Below are 14339 nucleotides of genomic sequence, written 5' to 3'. Positions count from 1 at the left end.
TCTGAATGTCACTAGTAATCTTTGGTGTATATATCATAATAAATTCCTCCGTAGAGAATTTATTATAATGTGATTTTGTACATTTTTAAATGATCATTTCTGTACATTCTTATATTAGCATTTATACCTTCGGATTATTTTTTACAAAATACATTTTGACATCAGACTTGCCTTTCTTTTTGAATTTTGGAAAACCACATTGTCGTTTGAAAAATCTCTTGAAAGCCGTATATCCGTTTTCAATCGACTTCTTTACCGATTTTGAATAAACATCCTTAATCCATATTTTTTCTGGATGGTTTGGGATATATTCATTATTTAACCATATACTAAAACCATTTCCAGTCATAAACGTATCTCCATTAGCATATAGTTCCTGATTATGACTCAAATAAAAATTATAAATATATCTACATACACCAATTGTCTTATTAATCTTAATTCTCTGTTTTTTGGTTGGGTTAATTTCTGTCTTATAACTCTTTAACACTTTCTTTCTCGCTCCTTAATTTTTTATATTTTTAATCTATATAACCTACAACTCAAAACATATAAAATTAATATAATGTCTTAATATAATTCTTTATTTAATAAAATAATTATAAATATCTCCTACTTCTTGAATGCTCGCCATGTTGTATCTGGATTATCATCAATCTCCCAAACATAAGGATCCGAATCTCTAATCGTACAACTTGGCGCCCTACCTGTCATTGTACATAAAGGACAAGTTTTACAATCTTCGTCTGTTCCATCAAGATAATATTCACACGTATCCTGAATCACATGTAATGCGTTTAAAATTTCTTCAGACGTATGTAGCTTAGTTTTCCCCATTATACTTCTCCTGTGCTGTTCTGTATTCCTCATAAAATCTTTCTGCATTCTTTCCGCATTTTTCCGGAATACAAATTTTATTCTTACAGACTTTACAAATACCATATGTTTCGGTAAATACAACGTCTTCACCTAAAATAGGCATAATCGTAAAGTCTGTAAAAAGTTTATATGTAACTAACTTATGACAATTTTTACATAAAAATTTCTCTATAAACATCACTCTCCTAGCTCAATACCACACAACTCTTTTGCCAGTTCTCTTACGGCAACACGACCTACCCATACTGAGTCATCATCATCTTCATCAACAGAAACATCATTGTTATATAAGAATTTCAACAAGTCTTCCAATGTATGAATATTCTTCTTGACCTCATCTACCTCAAAACGAAATCTCTGCTTTAAAACTTCTTTTACTTCTTGTTCTGTACAATACAAATCCTCAGGAAAGATATGATATTCTTTCACGGATCTTCCATCGTCACAATACATGACTGCATATTTTCTTTCTGGGTCCAATGATTGTTCAAATTTAGCAATTTTTCCATGTTTTACAATGTAAGCATCGGTACGATAAGGAGAAAAATACACCTCATCTCCTACTTTGAACTTACTCACGTTGATCGCTCCTTTCTATAACCACGCCCATATAATTGCACCTATAGCACCAACAATATGTATAACGCACCATATCTGAGAGAATATACTTAAAAATCTTTCAGGAAACCCTTTTGGATATGATATATATAAATATTCATCTCTATGGGTATAAACCCACCACCATATTCCAACATAAATGACACATGCTATGAAAATACTTATTAATTGGATTATCAATTTTACATCCTTCATAATTGCTCCTACCATTCATTGAGTTCAAGACCGCATTCATCTCTGTTAGCAAAATATTCAGACTCGACTTCGTGATGGACGTCATTATACAGTTGATCATAATATGCTTTTTGCAATTTGAAATAGGAAACCTTTAAATCTTTTTCGTAGAATTTACCTTGCTGTCCATTTTGAATCTTTCGATAACCAATTTCTGGGTGATAATATGTGACTGAATTGACCACACCATTATAACGAATATCCATAAAAATTCCTCCATCTTCTTGTGCTTGATACCTAACTTGATGCCCGTCAATAAACCCATATGGATGCCAATCATAATCATCAGGGATAACAGCAGGTTCAATAACGTCAAAGTATTTTTCCAACTCATCTCCTGACATCACACCCAGATGGACTCCATCCGTACCAAACCTAAAATTGATAACATTTTCATCTGTATCAATCTTAACAATCTCGCATACCTCGCCAAGATTATCGAAGCATCCCATTGGCTTCTTTAATTTAATCTTACGATCTGTATTTAATTCATTAATATTAATCATGCTGCCACCTTACCTTTCTTACTAAAGTGTTTGTTCCATGCATTGACCGCTTCTTGCTGATCGGCAGTTAGAGGATCGTTGAATCTTTGCAATGCTTGTACGATTCGTCCATCTTGTATTTCAATCGTTACTAAGGATTTGTCTGGTTCTTTTGCATTTCTCAAAAACATGATATGACATTCGCCATCAATAACTCGATCTATGTAACTTGCCACACAATTATTTTGCTGTACTGCTTCATCTTTAATGTCTTGAGTGGAGTCTGGGTAAAAGAATCTCAGTCCTTTATATGTAAATTCGTATTCTTTATTAATACGGCTCTTAAAGACTTCTTCCGAAAATTCCCTTTTCAATCTCTTATAATTCCTTGTAACGATATCCATTGTTGTTTTGAAATGTCTTGGATATCTGTCAAATTTATGACTGATTGCGCCCATCATACGAGTATAATCATATAATTCTTTGAGCAACCAATTCATATTATCAATTGCCTCAAACGTCATTATTTTATCTATATAAATAAATACATCTACAAGATTATATCCATAATTTTGATCCAAAAATGTCAATATATCCATATAATAACTTGTATTACGACCATCAAAGAAATACGTCAAATCAGATTCAGTCAATGTCATATATTGTGCCTGTAGTATTGTTTGTACATGATCTGGATACCTTTTATAAAAATCAACAAAATCATTACTTAACAATCGTCTATTCTTCACACCAAGACAATAATTTCTCAACCATTTTGGTACTTCATTAATTGAATATCTGAAATCTTCTACGACTTGTTTATGTGTAAAGCCTATGGCAAAGAACTGCTCACACATAGAATACTTACTTGCATATTCAAACAAAGTTCCTAAATTATAATCAATGAATCCCCATGTAGTTCTTCCCATTTCACAATTTCTTCGCCAATTTACATATTTTAGAAACTCTGCATACTGTGGATCGGACACAAACAATTTATCCAATTCATCAGCTGAATGTCCAGACAAAATATTGTTCAAAGCTTTCACTTTTTTACCACTTTTACCGTAGCAATCACCATTCGATAAATCATATTTACAAGTTTTACCATCATCCAGATGGAAAATAATAAACTTACCTTGTTTTTCTGCTGTGATAGTGTTTCAACTCCTTTCATTTCGCCTCAAATTCCTATTTTATATCATTGCATTTACACCCATGATCGAATACTACAATGCCCCATCTTAAGATAAAAATCATATATATATGTACATAATTTTTTCTCATCGTCAAATATCTTGTCAGACATTTGCACCCACCAAGCATGCAATCTTTTCTTTTCTGTATTCAAAATTAACACAGGAATATGACGTTCATATGCAATCGCAATCTCCATAGATGTTCCAATACTTTTCGGATCATTCGCATTTACTACAACAAGATCACTATTTCTAACAAAATTTGTATCAAATCTCATTACTTCTTTTTCTGTATCATGCAACTCTGTTTGAAAATTGTAATAATCAACAGGGTTAATAATATTAACTTCTTTCATATTAACATTAAGAATCCTACGCATAGCAATAATTTGATTGCAAATTCTTTCTCTCCACTCATTCTGTTCTTCAAACGACAGATCCTGCATACCACCAGCTAAATAAATCTGAAATACGTTACTCACTGTTTCATTTCTCCTTTCACAACATACGACTCAATCAATCCTTTTCTTAGTCGATCATTCATATCCTGAATCGCTTCCTCAATTGTTCTAAATTTACATGAACAAATATGCTCTTTTGTCAAATTAACAAATGAATATGTGCCATCGGATTTATTCTTAAAAATAACAACTACTGATTCTTCTCCGTTCGGCTTCTTGACAATAAATCGAAGTGAACCCTTTTGTGTTTCCTTTTTGTTTTCAAGTAAAATAGTATAATTGATCTTTAACCAGCTACCATCTGCCCATACTTGTTTAATTTTTTCTTCTGCATTTTGAAGTCTACAATGTCTATAATCAATACTCTCGATATTATAGACAAGTGATTCAATGGCTTGTTTATCATTTTTTATTGTAATTTGACCATGCGTTCCATTTCTTCCATTTGCAATCGCATCAATAAATTCTTCTACAGTATATTCTTTATCAAGCACAACATCATATTTAGTACATTTATCGTTATCAGAACGTGGGCGTTTTATTAATTTAAACATCTCTGCCACCTACTTTCTTGTCAAATGTTTCTTGTAAATTTAACCAAAACTGCCCATCGTCAGCAAATCCATAATGATCCGCCATTGCTTTTGCAAATTCTTTGGTAACACTTTGTGATCCGTCAATCAGCCCTTTGATATAATCAACGTCCATGCCGATTTTACTCGCAAGCTGATAAGGAGTCATCATGCAAGATTCAACGAATTCTTCTAAGCATTCGCCAGGGTGAAAAGCAATTTCGTCTCTAATCTTTACATACATATCACACCATTCCTCTCACAATTCGTTCATTTGTAGTTGCCAAAAAATCATTGATACGATCCCAATCTGGTTCGTTTGGTAAAGTTGTATGTTTATAGTCGTGTTCAAATTGACGAAGCAACCCTTCAATTAATTCTATGTAATATTTATGTGGTCGATATTCTCTCCATTCATTCTCCTTACCATAATTGTATACGTGATATTCACCTGCGTCCCCATTTCTAATTTTTATAAGGTATTCTTCAGCAATATCAGAAGCGCACATAGTTCCAAGCTGTAATAGTTGAATTCCTTGCAACAATAATCGAATTGCATGCATCATTGATTTGTTCGCTCGTTGTATTTCTGGTGAATTTTTAACCTTGTAATACTTAGAATTTGTATGACCAAGGCAGTCACAAATATATCCTTTATATGAATGATAAACTCTTTTAGATAAGAACATATCTCTATTTTTGATCAACTCCATACCAATATCGGATACATATAAATAACGGTCTGGTGCAAAATATAACAGCTCTAAAAACGTAGGATTACCCTTAGCAAGCATGTTGATCATCTTAATATGTGAATGTAGCACAGTATCAACGTCTTTATGATCGTCTGTCTTCTCAAGATTATTTGGATTATTATTCAACAAAATCTCTCTTTTATCACTAAGGAAAACACCACGTAAATCAATGTCAGAATCCTCTGTATCTGTTCCGTAGGCATAACTTCCACCTAACGTGAGAAAAGCGATTTTGTGTGGATAATCTCGCAAAAAGTCATACTCTGGAGACGAGTTTATGTAATCTTTTACTTCTTCAATAGTCATGATCTCACCTCTTTCTAATATCCCATCGCCCGTTTGAATCTACTTAAATGCCCATAAACACCTTGTTGTGTCATTCCAATCATCTGTCCAATTTCTTTTTGCTCATATCCTTCTAAACGAAGTTTGATAATTTTTTGCTTTACTTCTGATTGGCTATCAATTATTGTTTTCCAATAAACATATTCCATAGCAGAAGCGACAACATCTACTTTATCTGGTAAAATATTCTCTAATACCATATTCTCATCATCATATCCATTCAATGTAGACTCTAAAGAAATTGCATCCAAATGAACCCTCCTAACTTCACTATTAATTGATCTAAAATAACGAAAAATATCAGTCTTTAATTTTAGGAAGAAATATGATGTAAATTTACTTTTCGAAGAATCATATGTATATGCTGCTTTGCATATTGCGACATGTGCAATCCCTAAATATGTATCATAATCAATCAGATTTTTAAATTTTCTACCATAAAAATACTTGATCAAAGAATAATTATCTTCAATCAGCTTTCGCTGTTCATCATTTAGTTTCTTCACATTTCTTTGCCTCCTGTTCTTTAATAAATTGCTCTACTTCATCTGTATAATCTAACTCAAAATAATGCTCTATAGGTCTTCCAGGATGACATACGGGCATATCTATAGCGTTTGGAACTTCTGTGTTTATTGCTTCATAAATATCACACCTATCTTTTGATGTAGCCATTGCTAAATCATGTATAGAATATTTCTTTTTAATACATGGAATTGGAGGATCGTTAAACAAGCAACTAATAAAAGGATGTAGATTTCGTTCATTTTTTGCTTTTACATACGCTTCGTTCATTATATCTGTCATAATATGCATAGTTTTATAAACATCTTTACTAGCCAATTCATGAACTAATGCTTTAGTTGATTCATAATATATATCATCTGTATATGTACTGTTAGAATATAATTTATAAACTTCATTGCCATTTGATGTATCAATGCAAATATTATCAATAGAAATTTTCTCACCATTTTTTAATACAATTTTGTCACAACATAATATTGCAGGAGATATGATATGCATTGTTTCGATTAACACATAATCTGTATATTCAGGCAAGTAAGACTTCATAAGTGCCTTTAAATTAAAATAAAAACGATAATACATTTCATTTAACTTGTCGCAATTTTTACATTCTAAAGAATCAATTTCCGTAAATTCATCTCCTAGACAAATACCACGCACTGCTCCAAACTTTCTTCTTCTGTAAATTTCTACATCAGCTTCCCAATCTGGATCTCTGCTTTTACTAAAAGCAAGTTCAAATTCTCTTGTATTTTTCTTTGACATACATCACACTCCTAATACATATTTCTCACTTCTAAACCCAGCTGCATTTGGATGACCGCCACCGCCATATTCCACAGCAAGCTCATATACATTTACTTTATCCTGTTCTGCTGATCGTAACTGATATTCCCACATGCTACCATTGAATGAAAAACCTATAAACATATCATATTTTGAAGCGTCAATAGATTCAAAAAAATCAGAATTGATTAAAGCACGATTAATTGCATAGACTTTATATCCCTCAAATGTAGTTTCAAATCCATATGCTCTAAGGTACTGTTTGGCATCCGCACTCAAATAAAAAAGAACTCCTGCTCCGTCATTTAGCAGCTGGTCAAAAATATCGTTCTGCACATGTTTCCCCGCATCTCCATTTAATCCACCCAACATAGCACTCGTTGGATTAAAATCATATGACTCAAACGCATAATGGAACGCCTTAACATATTTTTCTAATTTTTTATCCCAAGAGAATGTATCCCACATTGCTGTATATTTTGCCAACATAGGGATTCCTATTTCATACCTACCAAGCAAAGCCTTGACTCTTTTATAATCTGTTTTGTCAACTTGTTTCCAATTTTCGTCACACATTTCTTTAAAGTACAGCCATGTTAGATTCGCTCCTGAAATACCTGCTCCAGTAATTCGGATACCTTTCACATCACACTTGAAATCTTTATATGCTTCAATCGTAGACTGATGATGATCGATCCAAAATACATTCTTTGTAATACTAAGCAACTGCCACATCTCTTCTGGCTCAATGCTGTAATCTACGATAAATACAAATTCGTCCTGCTCAATGTCATGAAACGGGAATTTCATACCGTAATTAATTTTTCGGAAGTTCTCTGGTTCAAATGCCAAACCTCGCTGTTCGCAAGCTTTTCTAACATAGAATCCAGATACAATTCCATCTTGATCAACATGATAAAAACATTTCATTCTTCTTTCTCCTTTATCTGCTTATTTTCATTAATTGCTTCAACATATATTTCCCAATCATCTGCGTATATATCTTCTGCAAGAGGAATCCAAACTTCTGCATTTTCTCCATCAAATAAGAAAATAATTGAATCTGTTTTATATTCTCCCATACCATTACACTCAAAATAATCATTAGCTCGTTTGGACGAATAAATTTTTAGATATGATTGTTCGCTCCATGTGCGTCTTCTTATAGTTGTTTTATCTGTTTTTATTGCAGCCATTGCTTCTACAAAATTCATTTAATCATCTCCTCTTACTCTTAAAATCCCACCCGTGTTCAATCCAATCATTTGCAAGAATATCTTCTTGGGTAGGCAACCATCCTAGTGTTATAACTCCATCTTGATCTCTGCATAAAAGCGGTTTCATTTTATATCTTTTGTCGAATGGAATAATCTCCTGTTGTTCTTCCTCGCACATCATAAATACATAATCATATCTCGTTTTTGTTTTCTTCCAAACGCTACGTCGATATATTTTATTTGGATTTATTTTCATATCTTGCATTGCCATTTCAAAAGATATTCCGTTCTTTTTCTTTTTTGCCATTTATTTCTCCTTTACAAGCTTTACTTTATAACCAAGTTCTTTTTCAATTTCTTCAATCGTCATTTCTTTTGGCGGAGAACAATGTATATCCAAATTATCAATGTCGATTTCCATGTTCCAAATACGTTTGTGAATACATCGTCCGATTAATACACAGGCTGCTTTCTTAACCTCCTCGGTTGTAGGTGGGTAATGATCTAATGATGCAATGATATGTTTACAATCTCTTTCATTTAATACCTCCAGCTGTGGACTACATCCCGCATATTCTGCTTGCGTTTCAATATACAAGTTATGTGCCATATCATATCTCTCCTTTCTCAATTTCTTCTTTTATAATTTTATATACAAGATCCTCTTTGGACTCTTTATCATTGATTCCATTTCTTTCTAATAGCTTGTCCAATTCTTCTGGACTCAACCGATCAAAGAATCGTTTTATTTCCTGTTTACGTTGTTGTCTTGATTTCATAATGTTGTTTTGCCGTCTGGCATTATAAATTCCCAATATCCATCACTATTTTCAACTTCTTTTGGTTCTTCTTTTTTCATTTTCTCCATCAATTTCCGACCTCGCTCGATATCTTCTTTTGTCCAATTTTCTACTTCGTCAATCAAACCTTGCAAAAACTTCAATGATTCCTGTTTACTCATAAGTCTTATTCCTCACATTTTCTACCATATAGTAAGAATCCAGTATCTCGTATTCTACCTATCTTACGATCATCCTTGTTTTCAAAAAATTCTAAAGAGTAAATATCACGATTAGAGATATTTACTGGGTTGTCAAATTTAACGGTCATATATCTATACCCATATCTGCGACCAATCTCATCTGTTCCGATGCGAGTAATTGTACCTTTGTCGTTATTTCTAACCAACCCTCCTTTAGCCGCTGGCTTCATTCTATAAATATAAACTCTATCTCCGACCTTTAGCATTTACTTACCTTCCATTTCTTCATAAAGCTCTCTAAATTTTCGAAAATCATCTGCACTGCCACCATTGTCTGGATGACTTTTCTTCATTGCATACTTCACTGCGTCCTTAACATCTGAACGAGTTTCTTCCTTATTATATGTACCACTTTCTTTGTCGTTCGCATCTGACATAAACAACATCTTATCTAAGATCAGATTTACATTTGCCTGCCTCATCCGATCCATCTTTCTTTCGTATCTCAGAAATACGATCGCTCCAACGATACAAAATCCAATCGCATAGCCAATGGCAAACTCAATATTGGCTCCCATATTAATCACCTCACTTTATAACTTTCTAATAACACAGCAATAGCATCATCAATGGCTTGATGCATTTTTTCTGCCTTGTACTGAGACTCTGTATACATACGATCATCTCCATAGATTATTGGTCTTTCAGGCAACCAATGGTTTTTAATATTTCTTAATTCCCTAATAACTTGATCGTCAAACATCATATCTAATTGCTTCATATCGTTTTCTGTTCGTGTAAGCAACGACATATTATTATCCTTGTGAAAATCGCTAACACGTTTATCTTTTCGATACAAACTATCAAATATTTCGTTACCAATAATGTTACCAACAATCGTTCCCAATATAATCGCAACTATATTTATCATTCCTCATACTCCTTTTCTTTCTTATATATGTCCGGATAATATTTTTTTACAAGCTTCTCAGGATAACCAATCATTCTATGTGTTCCATAAGGTTTCCACATTAGATATTCGCACCAATTAATGCTATTCTTGTTTATCCAACTAACATCTTCGAGCATTTGAGTGTAAATTCCTTTATCATTTCTAATAAGTTTCTTTCTGTTCCATGCTTTGACCTCAATCATTACATCTTGGACACTAACTCTTTTGGAAAGCCGACATAGCCATTTTTGTAGTTCTCTATATGTTCCTTGAAATTCTCTGTCTCGCAAACTACCTTCAACTAACAAATAATACGTTCCCTGTGTTTCGAAATTTCCTCTTCTACCATTTCCCAAATGAGTTCGTTGTTCAAATTCATTACATGAATCGCTCATATCATATCCTGCTTTTTGAACTATATGTATATTCATATCGCTTTCAGACCCTGTTACTCTAGGCAAATGATTCAATACAGTTTCAAGTATGTATCTTTGCTCTGCCTGTGTTCTTCCAAATGGTCTAACTTCAACAATTCCCTTTACATACGTCCACCAACTCATTCCTCATCATCCTCCTTTTACATAAAACTCAGATTTTACTCTATTACATATCTTTTCTCACAACCACATTTCTTGCAACGATAAACCTTCTCACACCTATAAGGTCTTGTCGATCTGTTGTTATAATATATTTCAGAATCAAATATCTGCTCCCAATCATGTTTACAGAAACAAGACCTGATATACCAAATTAATCTTCTCATCTAATACCTTGTACCTCATATTTCACTCAGTAATCCTTTTACAATTTCTCTATCTTCGTCTTTAACCTTTTTTGATTTTGTTGTTGCCATAAACTCTAACCACTCTTTTCTCATTTTCTTTTCATCATCATTTAGATGTTCGATGACAATTAATTGTTTAGAATTAAGTTTGTCATGACTAGAAATATAGTCATTCCATCTGTCTTTCCAAAACAGCTTGTTTGAGATAACTAATGCATATCCCATCAATGTTTCTCCGCTGACCATTCTTGATCTAAAACACAAACTTCCATTTTTAATTGGATTGTTTCTCATATCTATCATTCTTCATCACCCTCTTCTGGTCTTAACATAATCCCAAGACCTGTGCACATTCCTGTAAGTTTCTTATCCATTGCCTTGATTCTTTTGTAATTGTAATAAGTCATGTATGGTACTCCAATGCCGATCGCTGCAATTACCATAAACGCTAATACCCAAATTATGTAAAACAAAACGTCCATTTTATCTTTCTCCTTTCCTACCACTATCTATTAAAATCAAACCACCATACTGTGTAAAAATGCTTTTGAAAATATGTATCATCACCGTCATCAAGTTCCTCAAAGTATTTTCTGCCTCGTTCCTTGACATCATCTGCATTGAAATAATGATATGCCCAATCTGGAATTTTGTAAGATTCCTTATCTTCTAAGCAAAGATTCAACAAATCTTTGATCATCATCTGCAATTCTTGTTGGTCATATCCCTGCGTCATTACGTCAAAATATGGGATATATGCCATATATGGAACTGAGTCACTTTCATCTTTCAGAACTACAACAGGAAATGTTAGATTGTAATTCATTTTCTTAATCCTCTTTTTTACTGGGCTTCTTGCGTTTTCTCTTTTTCTTTTTATATGGTTTACACTCAAAACATCCTACCCAATCCCAATGACCATTTTTATATATCAAAAAATCTGCTGTCGAAAGACAGAGCCTATTATCAATATGTCTAACTCCATATACTTTGTAAACTTTATCATTGTAAATAATTTTCATAACTACTCTCCTCTCTCTAACGGAACTACTTTACCATCTTCGTATTTACAATATTGTCCGTCTTTACTGATATATGGACACAAAAACACACCACCATGAGGATAATAATAAACAATCTTCGTTGCTGAATCATACCATAACACCTCATTGATTTGATTAAAGTCAGTTATCTGATCGTTGTTATTTTCGTCTGCATAATGTGGACGAGCATCACATCCTGCTAACATACATCCCATAATCACTGCCATACAGCCAATTAAAAGCCTTTTTCTCACGTTACTCATCCTCCTCACAGCCAACATCAAATAGATATTTCATGATGCGTTTTGCTCCAATATAATCAACGGCATTTTTAACAATATCTTCGGAAGTGAAATAAATATCATTGATATTTTCTACTACATGATTTGATGATCTTACTAAAGCTTCATCTCCAATATCATATCTAATAGTATAATGTGGATTTATACCATCCCATTTTTCTTTATCAGAATCATTATGTTCATCAGCAAATCTTTGAAGCTCGATCTTAATTTTCTGTTTTTCTCTTGCAAATGTAGCTTCTTCTTTAGTTTTGAAGCAATTCCCCATAGAATATCTTCCCCTGTCTATGCGATCATTTGCCCATTCACAATTACTGATTTGTCCATCAGTGCCGATAAACCAATACCATTCTCCGTATTCGGGTTTCCAAATTTTAGGCTCTGATTTTTTTCTTTTTTCTTGTTTGCTCTCTCACAGCATTTATCAAATAATGCTTTTATCAGATCCTGTTCTGCCTCTGGCAATACTGAAATGTCAATTGTTTTTTCTGTACTCATTTCTATTCTCCCTCGCTTTCAAATTCTTCAATTTCTTTCCATGCTACGACTGGTGCTACAAGGTCTGTATCTATACCTGTAAAATTTAGACCATTGCCAAATTCGTTGTAAATTCCAAATCCAAACTCCTTTTTATACTGTAATATTGCGGGTCTTGCTTCTTTGTCTGCTTGTACTACATGGAAATATGCCTTTCTTCGATGTTCTACGTCTGGTAGATCGTCAGGATTCTTTCTTAAGTCATGCCATCTATACTTTTCTTTATATTCTTTTAACTCTTTCAATTCTCCCAGCCACTTCGCAAGTTGCTCATGATTTAAGGCACAGTCAATCAATCCATCAAGTTCTTCATCATCTGGATTTGCATGGCACAACATAGCTTCTGTGTATTTCTTTGTTGCCATATCATTTGCGCATTTGATAGTTTCTTCTAAATTCATTTGTCTTCTCCTCTCTAATCAATTTCTGCGATACTTTCTACGAAGCAGTTGTAGTAAATGTATCTCTTACCTTTGTAGTCAAACTTGACATATCCACCGTCATTTGTATCAATATCAATTTTTCCTTTATATTCAGCAATCTTCTTACCGTCTGCCGTGTATACTGTAATGACTCTATTCATACCGCCATTCCAATCGCTTTTCATATCAACGATTTCTCTTTTGAATCCTGCGCATCCTGTCATTGATCCTAAGCAAATCGTTGCTCCTAAAACCGTTGCCAAAATTTTCTTTCTCATTTATTTCTCTCCTTCTTCTTTATAATAATATCCATACAAGCAGCAATCTCCAGAATCCCAAGTGTCGTAATAACAACCGTCTGAAATTGCAACTACATGATTCGCAACATTCACCAAGTAATTGCCTTGTTTATGATCTTTTGCAAAACTTTCAATTGTTGGTCGTTTAGATCCTTTTCGGTTGCTAATACCTTGATAAGCAAATCCATTATCGAATAAATATTCTTCGTAACATTTTCGCTCTGATGGCATACACTGCATATCCCTTGCGTATGGTAATAAGTCATCAAATGTTGCTAACCATTCTTTGTTAAGAACTTTTGTTAATGCTCTGATCACGCAATCTGAATGATTGTCTTTTGTATCTTTATCGTTTGGTTGATAATATCTGTAAATTTTATTTGACATTTTCTCGCTCCTTCATATTTCATTTCTTAAAGTTTATCTCTCATTTGTTGAATATAATATACCACTTCTTGCAGATAGTGTCAATGCAAAATCTTCAATTTCTTGAATATTTTATTTTACATCCTGTATGTAATATGCTACAATATAGATGTGGAGGTATATCATATGATAAGTTATAAACCGCTTTTCGTTACTTTAGCGAAAAAAGATATGACAAAATCTGATTTACGAACCGCATTAAATATGGGTTCTGGTACAATTGCCAAGATGGCAAAGAATCAGTATATCAGTCTCGAAAACATTGACAAAATTTGCTTATATCTTGATTGCAAAGTTGAAGATGTTATCGAGGTCATACCAAACGATTAATCAAAAAGACTTTGACCATTTAGGTTAAGGTCTTTTTTAGTGGAAACAACAGGAATCGAACCTGTGTCGGCAATTTATATGTGATGAAAAATTAAAATGTAAATAATATAAAAATACTTATACGGAGGTAGAAAAAGAATGTTATGTATTGCCTGCTCTACCAACTGAGCTATGTTTCCATAA

At 33.2% G+C, this 14339-nt stretch carries 34 protein-coding genes, 1 tRNA gene and 1 pseudogene; 1 reads left to right on the top strand and 35 read right to left on the bottom strand.

What is annotated here, in order from left to right; genetic code table 11:
- Positions 1 to 127: 127 nt before the first annotated feature.
- The 34 genes and pseudogenes from KE503_RS11725 to KE503_RS11565 all read right to left on the bottom strand — a co-directional run.
- Positions 128 to 490: pseudogene (locus KE503_RS11725) on the bottom strand (helix-turn-helix domain-containing protein); the annotation flags it as partial.
- 122 nt (positions 491 to 612) lie between these two features.
- Positions 613 to 837 (bottom strand): hypothetical protein, encoded by a 225-nt coding sequence (locus tag KE503_RS11720; protein WP_212385330.1) that lies wholly within the window; start codon positions 835 to 837, stop codon positions 613 to 615.
- On the bottom strand, positions 824 to 1057 hold the full coding sequence (locus KE503_RS11715; RefSeq protein ID WP_212385329.1) for a hypothetical protein: 234 nt from the start codon (positions 1055 to 1057) through the stop codon (positions 824 to 826). Before KE503_RS11715 ends, KE503_RS11720 begins: the two co-directional genes overlap by 14 nt.
- Positions 1057 to 1458: a hypothetical protein gene (locus KE503_RS11710; RefSeq protein ID WP_212385328.1), complete on the bottom strand. Its 402-nt coding sequence runs from the start codon at positions 1456 to 1458 to the stop codon at positions 1057 to 1059. The genes KE503_RS11715 and KE503_RS11710 overlap by 1 nt, the downstream gene beginning before the upstream one ends.
- 15 nt (positions 1459 to 1473) lie before the next feature.
- On the bottom strand, positions 1474 to 1692 hold the full coding sequence (locus KE503_RS11705) for a hypothetical protein (protein WP_212385327.1): 219 nt from the start codon (positions 1690 to 1692) through the stop codon (positions 1474 to 1476).
- Between the two features lie 8 nt (positions 1693 to 1700).
- Complete coding sequence (locus tag KE503_RS11700) at positions 1701 to 2237, bottom strand: hypothetical protein (protein WP_212385326.1); 537 nt, start codon at positions 2235 to 2237, stop codon at positions 1701 to 1703.
- A complete protein-coding gene (locus KE503_RS11695; RefSeq protein ID WP_212385325.1) occupies positions 2234 to 3265 on the bottom strand; it encodes a PcfJ domain-containing protein in 1032 nt (343 codons plus the stop codon). Before KE503_RS11695 ends, KE503_RS11700 begins: the two co-directional genes overlap by 4 nt.
- A complete protein-coding gene (locus tag KE503_RS14735) occupies positions 3262 to 3393 on the bottom strand; it encodes a hypothetical protein (RefSeq protein ID WP_283093090.1) in 132 nt (43 codons plus the stop codon). The genes KE503_RS11695 and KE503_RS14735 overlap by 4 nt, the downstream gene beginning before the upstream one ends.
- Positions 3394 to 3426: 33 nt before the next feature.
- Positions 3427 to 3897 (bottom strand): nucleoside 2-deoxyribosyltransferase, encoded by a 471-nt coding sequence (locus KE503_RS11690; protein ID WP_212385324.1) that lies wholly within the window; start codon positions 3895 to 3897, stop codon positions 3427 to 3429.
- Positions 3894 to 4430, bottom strand: coding sequence for a hypothetical protein (locus KE503_RS11685; RefSeq protein WP_212385323.1), 537 nt, complete (start codon positions 4428 to 4430; stop codon positions 3894 to 3896). The genes KE503_RS11690 and KE503_RS11685 overlap by 4 nt, the downstream gene beginning before the upstream one ends.
- Positions 4423 to 4692, bottom strand: a complete 270-nt coding sequence (locus tag KE503_RS11680) for a helix-turn-helix transcriptional regulator (RefSeq protein ID WP_212385322.1) — start codon at positions 4690 to 4692, stop codon at positions 4423 to 4425. Before KE503_RS11680 ends, KE503_RS11685 begins: the two co-directional genes overlap by 8 nt.
- Before the next feature lies 1 nt (position 4693).
- Positions 4694 to 5509: a DNA polymerase beta superfamily protein gene (locus KE503_RS11675; RefSeq protein ID WP_212385321.1), complete on the bottom strand. Its 816-nt coding sequence runs from the start codon at positions 5507 to 5509 to the stop codon at positions 4694 to 4696.
- Positions 5510 to 5523: 14 nt separating this feature from the next.
- Entirely contained in the window at positions 5524 to 6054 is a 531-nt protein-coding gene (locus KE503_RS11670) for a sigma-70 family RNA polymerase sigma factor (RefSeq protein WP_212385320.1), read from the bottom strand.
- On the bottom strand, positions 6038 to 6841 hold the full coding sequence (locus KE503_RS11665; protein WP_212385319.1) for a hypothetical protein: 804 nt from the start codon (positions 6839 to 6841) through the stop codon (positions 6038 to 6040). The genes KE503_RS11670 and KE503_RS11665 overlap by 17 nt, the downstream gene beginning before the upstream one ends.
- Positions 6842 to 6844: 3 nt before the next feature.
- Complete coding sequence (locus tag KE503_RS11660) at positions 6845 to 7792, bottom strand: phosphohydrolase (protein ID WP_212385318.1); 948 nt, start codon at positions 7790 to 7792, stop codon at positions 6845 to 6847.
- The gene (locus tag KE503_RS11655; protein WP_212385317.1) at positions 7789 to 8076 is read right to left on the bottom strand and encodes a Thoeris anti-defense Tad2 family protein; all 288 of its coding nucleotides are present in this window, start codon (positions 8074 to 8076) and stop codon (positions 7789 to 7791) included. Before KE503_RS11655 ends, KE503_RS11660 begins: the two co-directional genes overlap by 4 nt.
- A gap of 4 nt (positions 8077 to 8080) precedes the next feature.
- Positions 8081 to 8386, bottom strand: coding sequence for a Thoeris anti-defense Tad2 family protein (locus tag KE503_RS11650; protein WP_212385316.1), 306 nt, complete (start codon positions 8384 to 8386; stop codon positions 8081 to 8083).
- Positions 8387 to 8689 carry a hypothetical protein gene (locus KE503_RS11645; RefSeq protein ID WP_212385315.1) on the bottom strand — a complete coding sequence of 101 codons (303 nt, stop codon included), beginning with the start codon at positions 8687 to 8689 and terminating at the stop codon, positions 8387 to 8389.
- Position 8690: 1 nt separating this feature from the next.
- Positions 8691 to 8858, bottom strand: a complete 168-nt coding sequence (locus tag KE503_RS11640) for a hypothetical protein (RefSeq protein WP_212385314.1) — start codon at positions 8856 to 8858, stop codon at positions 8691 to 8693.
- Positions 8855 to 9040: a hypothetical protein gene (locus KE503_RS11635; RefSeq protein ID WP_212385313.1), complete on the bottom strand. Its 186-nt coding sequence runs from the start codon at positions 9038 to 9040 to the stop codon at positions 8855 to 8857. Before KE503_RS11635 ends, KE503_RS11640 begins: the two co-directional genes overlap by 4 nt.
- Positions 9041 to 9045: 5 nt before the next feature.
- Entirely contained in the window at positions 9046 to 9327 is a 282-nt protein-coding gene (locus tag KE503_RS11630; protein WP_212385312.1) for a hypothetical protein, read from the bottom strand.
- The gene (locus KE503_RS11625; RefSeq protein WP_212385311.1) at positions 9328 to 9639 is read right to left on the bottom strand and encodes a hypothetical protein; all 312 of its coding nucleotides are present in this window, start codon (positions 9637 to 9639) and stop codon (positions 9328 to 9330) included.
- Positions 9640 to 9644: 5 nt separating this feature from the next.
- Positions 9645 to 9992 (bottom strand): hypothetical protein, encoded by a 348-nt coding sequence (locus KE503_RS11620; RefSeq protein ID WP_212385310.1) that lies wholly within the window; start codon positions 9990 to 9992, stop codon positions 9645 to 9647.
- Entirely contained in the window at positions 9989 to 10573 is a 585-nt protein-coding gene (locus KE503_RS11615; RefSeq protein WP_212385309.1) for a hypothetical protein, read from the bottom strand. Before KE503_RS11615 ends, KE503_RS11620 begins: the two co-directional genes overlap by 4 nt.
- A gap of 218 nt (positions 10574 to 10791) precedes the next feature.
- Positions 10792 to 11100, bottom strand: coding sequence for a hypothetical protein (locus KE503_RS11610; RefSeq protein ID WP_212385308.1), 309 nt, complete (start codon positions 11098 to 11100; stop codon positions 10792 to 10794).
- A complete protein-coding gene (locus tag KE503_RS11605) occupies positions 11097 to 11279 on the bottom strand; it encodes a hypothetical protein (RefSeq protein ID WP_212385307.1) in 183 nt (60 codons plus the stop codon). Before KE503_RS11605 ends, KE503_RS11610 begins: the two co-directional genes overlap by 4 nt.
- Positions 11280 to 11302: 23 nt before the next feature.
- Positions 11303 to 11623, bottom strand: a complete 321-nt coding sequence (locus KE503_RS11600) for a hypothetical protein (RefSeq protein ID WP_212385306.1) — start codon at positions 11621 to 11623, stop codon at positions 11303 to 11305.
- 4 nt (positions 11624 to 11627) lie between these two features.
- Positions 11628 to 11819, bottom strand: coding sequence for a hypothetical protein (locus tag KE503_RS11595; RefSeq protein WP_212385305.1), 192 nt, complete (start codon positions 11817 to 11819; stop codon positions 11628 to 11630).
- Positions 11820 to 11821: 2 nt separating this feature from the next.
- Positions 11822 to 12094, bottom strand: coding sequence for a hypothetical protein (locus KE503_RS11590; protein WP_212385304.1), 273 nt, complete (start codon positions 12092 to 12094; stop codon positions 11822 to 11824).
- Between the two features lies 1 nt (position 12095).
- The gene (locus KE503_RS11585; protein WP_212385303.1) at positions 12096 to 12410 is read right to left on the bottom strand and encodes a hypothetical protein; all 315 of its coding nucleotides are present in this window, start codon (positions 12408 to 12410) and stop codon (positions 12096 to 12098) included.
- A 17-nt stretch (positions 12411 to 12427) separates the two neighbouring features.
- Positions 12428 to 12640 carry a hypothetical protein gene (locus KE503_RS11580; RefSeq protein ID WP_212385302.1) on the bottom strand — a complete coding sequence of 71 codons (213 nt, stop codon included), beginning with the start codon at positions 12638 to 12640 and terminating at the stop codon, positions 12428 to 12430.
- 2 nt (positions 12641 to 12642) lie between these two features.
- Complete coding sequence (locus KE503_RS11575) at positions 12643 to 13080, bottom strand: hypothetical protein (protein ID WP_212385301.1); 438 nt, start codon at positions 13078 to 13080, stop codon at positions 12643 to 12645.
- Between the two features lie 14 nt (positions 13081 to 13094).
- On the bottom strand, positions 13095 to 13379 hold the full coding sequence (locus tag KE503_RS11570; RefSeq protein WP_212385300.1) for a DUF5052 family protein: 285 nt from the start codon (positions 13377 to 13379) through the stop codon (positions 13095 to 13097).
- The gene (locus tag KE503_RS11565; protein WP_212385299.1) at positions 13380 to 13787 is read right to left on the bottom strand and encodes a hypothetical protein; all 408 of its coding nucleotides are present in this window, start codon (positions 13785 to 13787) and stop codon (positions 13380 to 13382) included.
- Between the two features lie 165 nt (positions 13788 to 13952).
- On the opposite strand from KE503_RS11565, the gene KE503_RS11560 reads away from it, so the two are divergent.
- Positions 13953 to 14156 carry a helix-turn-helix domain-containing protein gene (locus tag KE503_RS11560; RefSeq protein ID WP_212385298.1) on the top strand — a complete coding sequence of 68 codons (204 nt, stop codon included), beginning with the start codon at positions 13953 to 13955 and terminating at the stop codon, positions 14154 to 14156.
- Between the two features lie 40 nt (positions 14157 to 14196).
- Here the strand turns inward: KE503_RS11560 and KE503_RS11555 are convergent.
- A tRNA-OTHER gene (locus KE503_RS11555) sits at positions 14197 to 14335 on the bottom strand.
- Positions 14336 to 14339 lie beyond the last annotated feature (4 nt).

The organism is Anaerostipes sp. Marseille-Q3525 (assembly GCF_018223505.1).
Classification (GTDB): domain Bacteria; phylum Bacillota; class Clostridia; order Lachnospirales; family Lachnospiraceae; genus Anaerostipes; species Anaerostipes amylophilus.
Note: the sequence above shows the minus strand (reverse complement) of the source record. Positions and strands in the feature narration are given on the sequence as shown.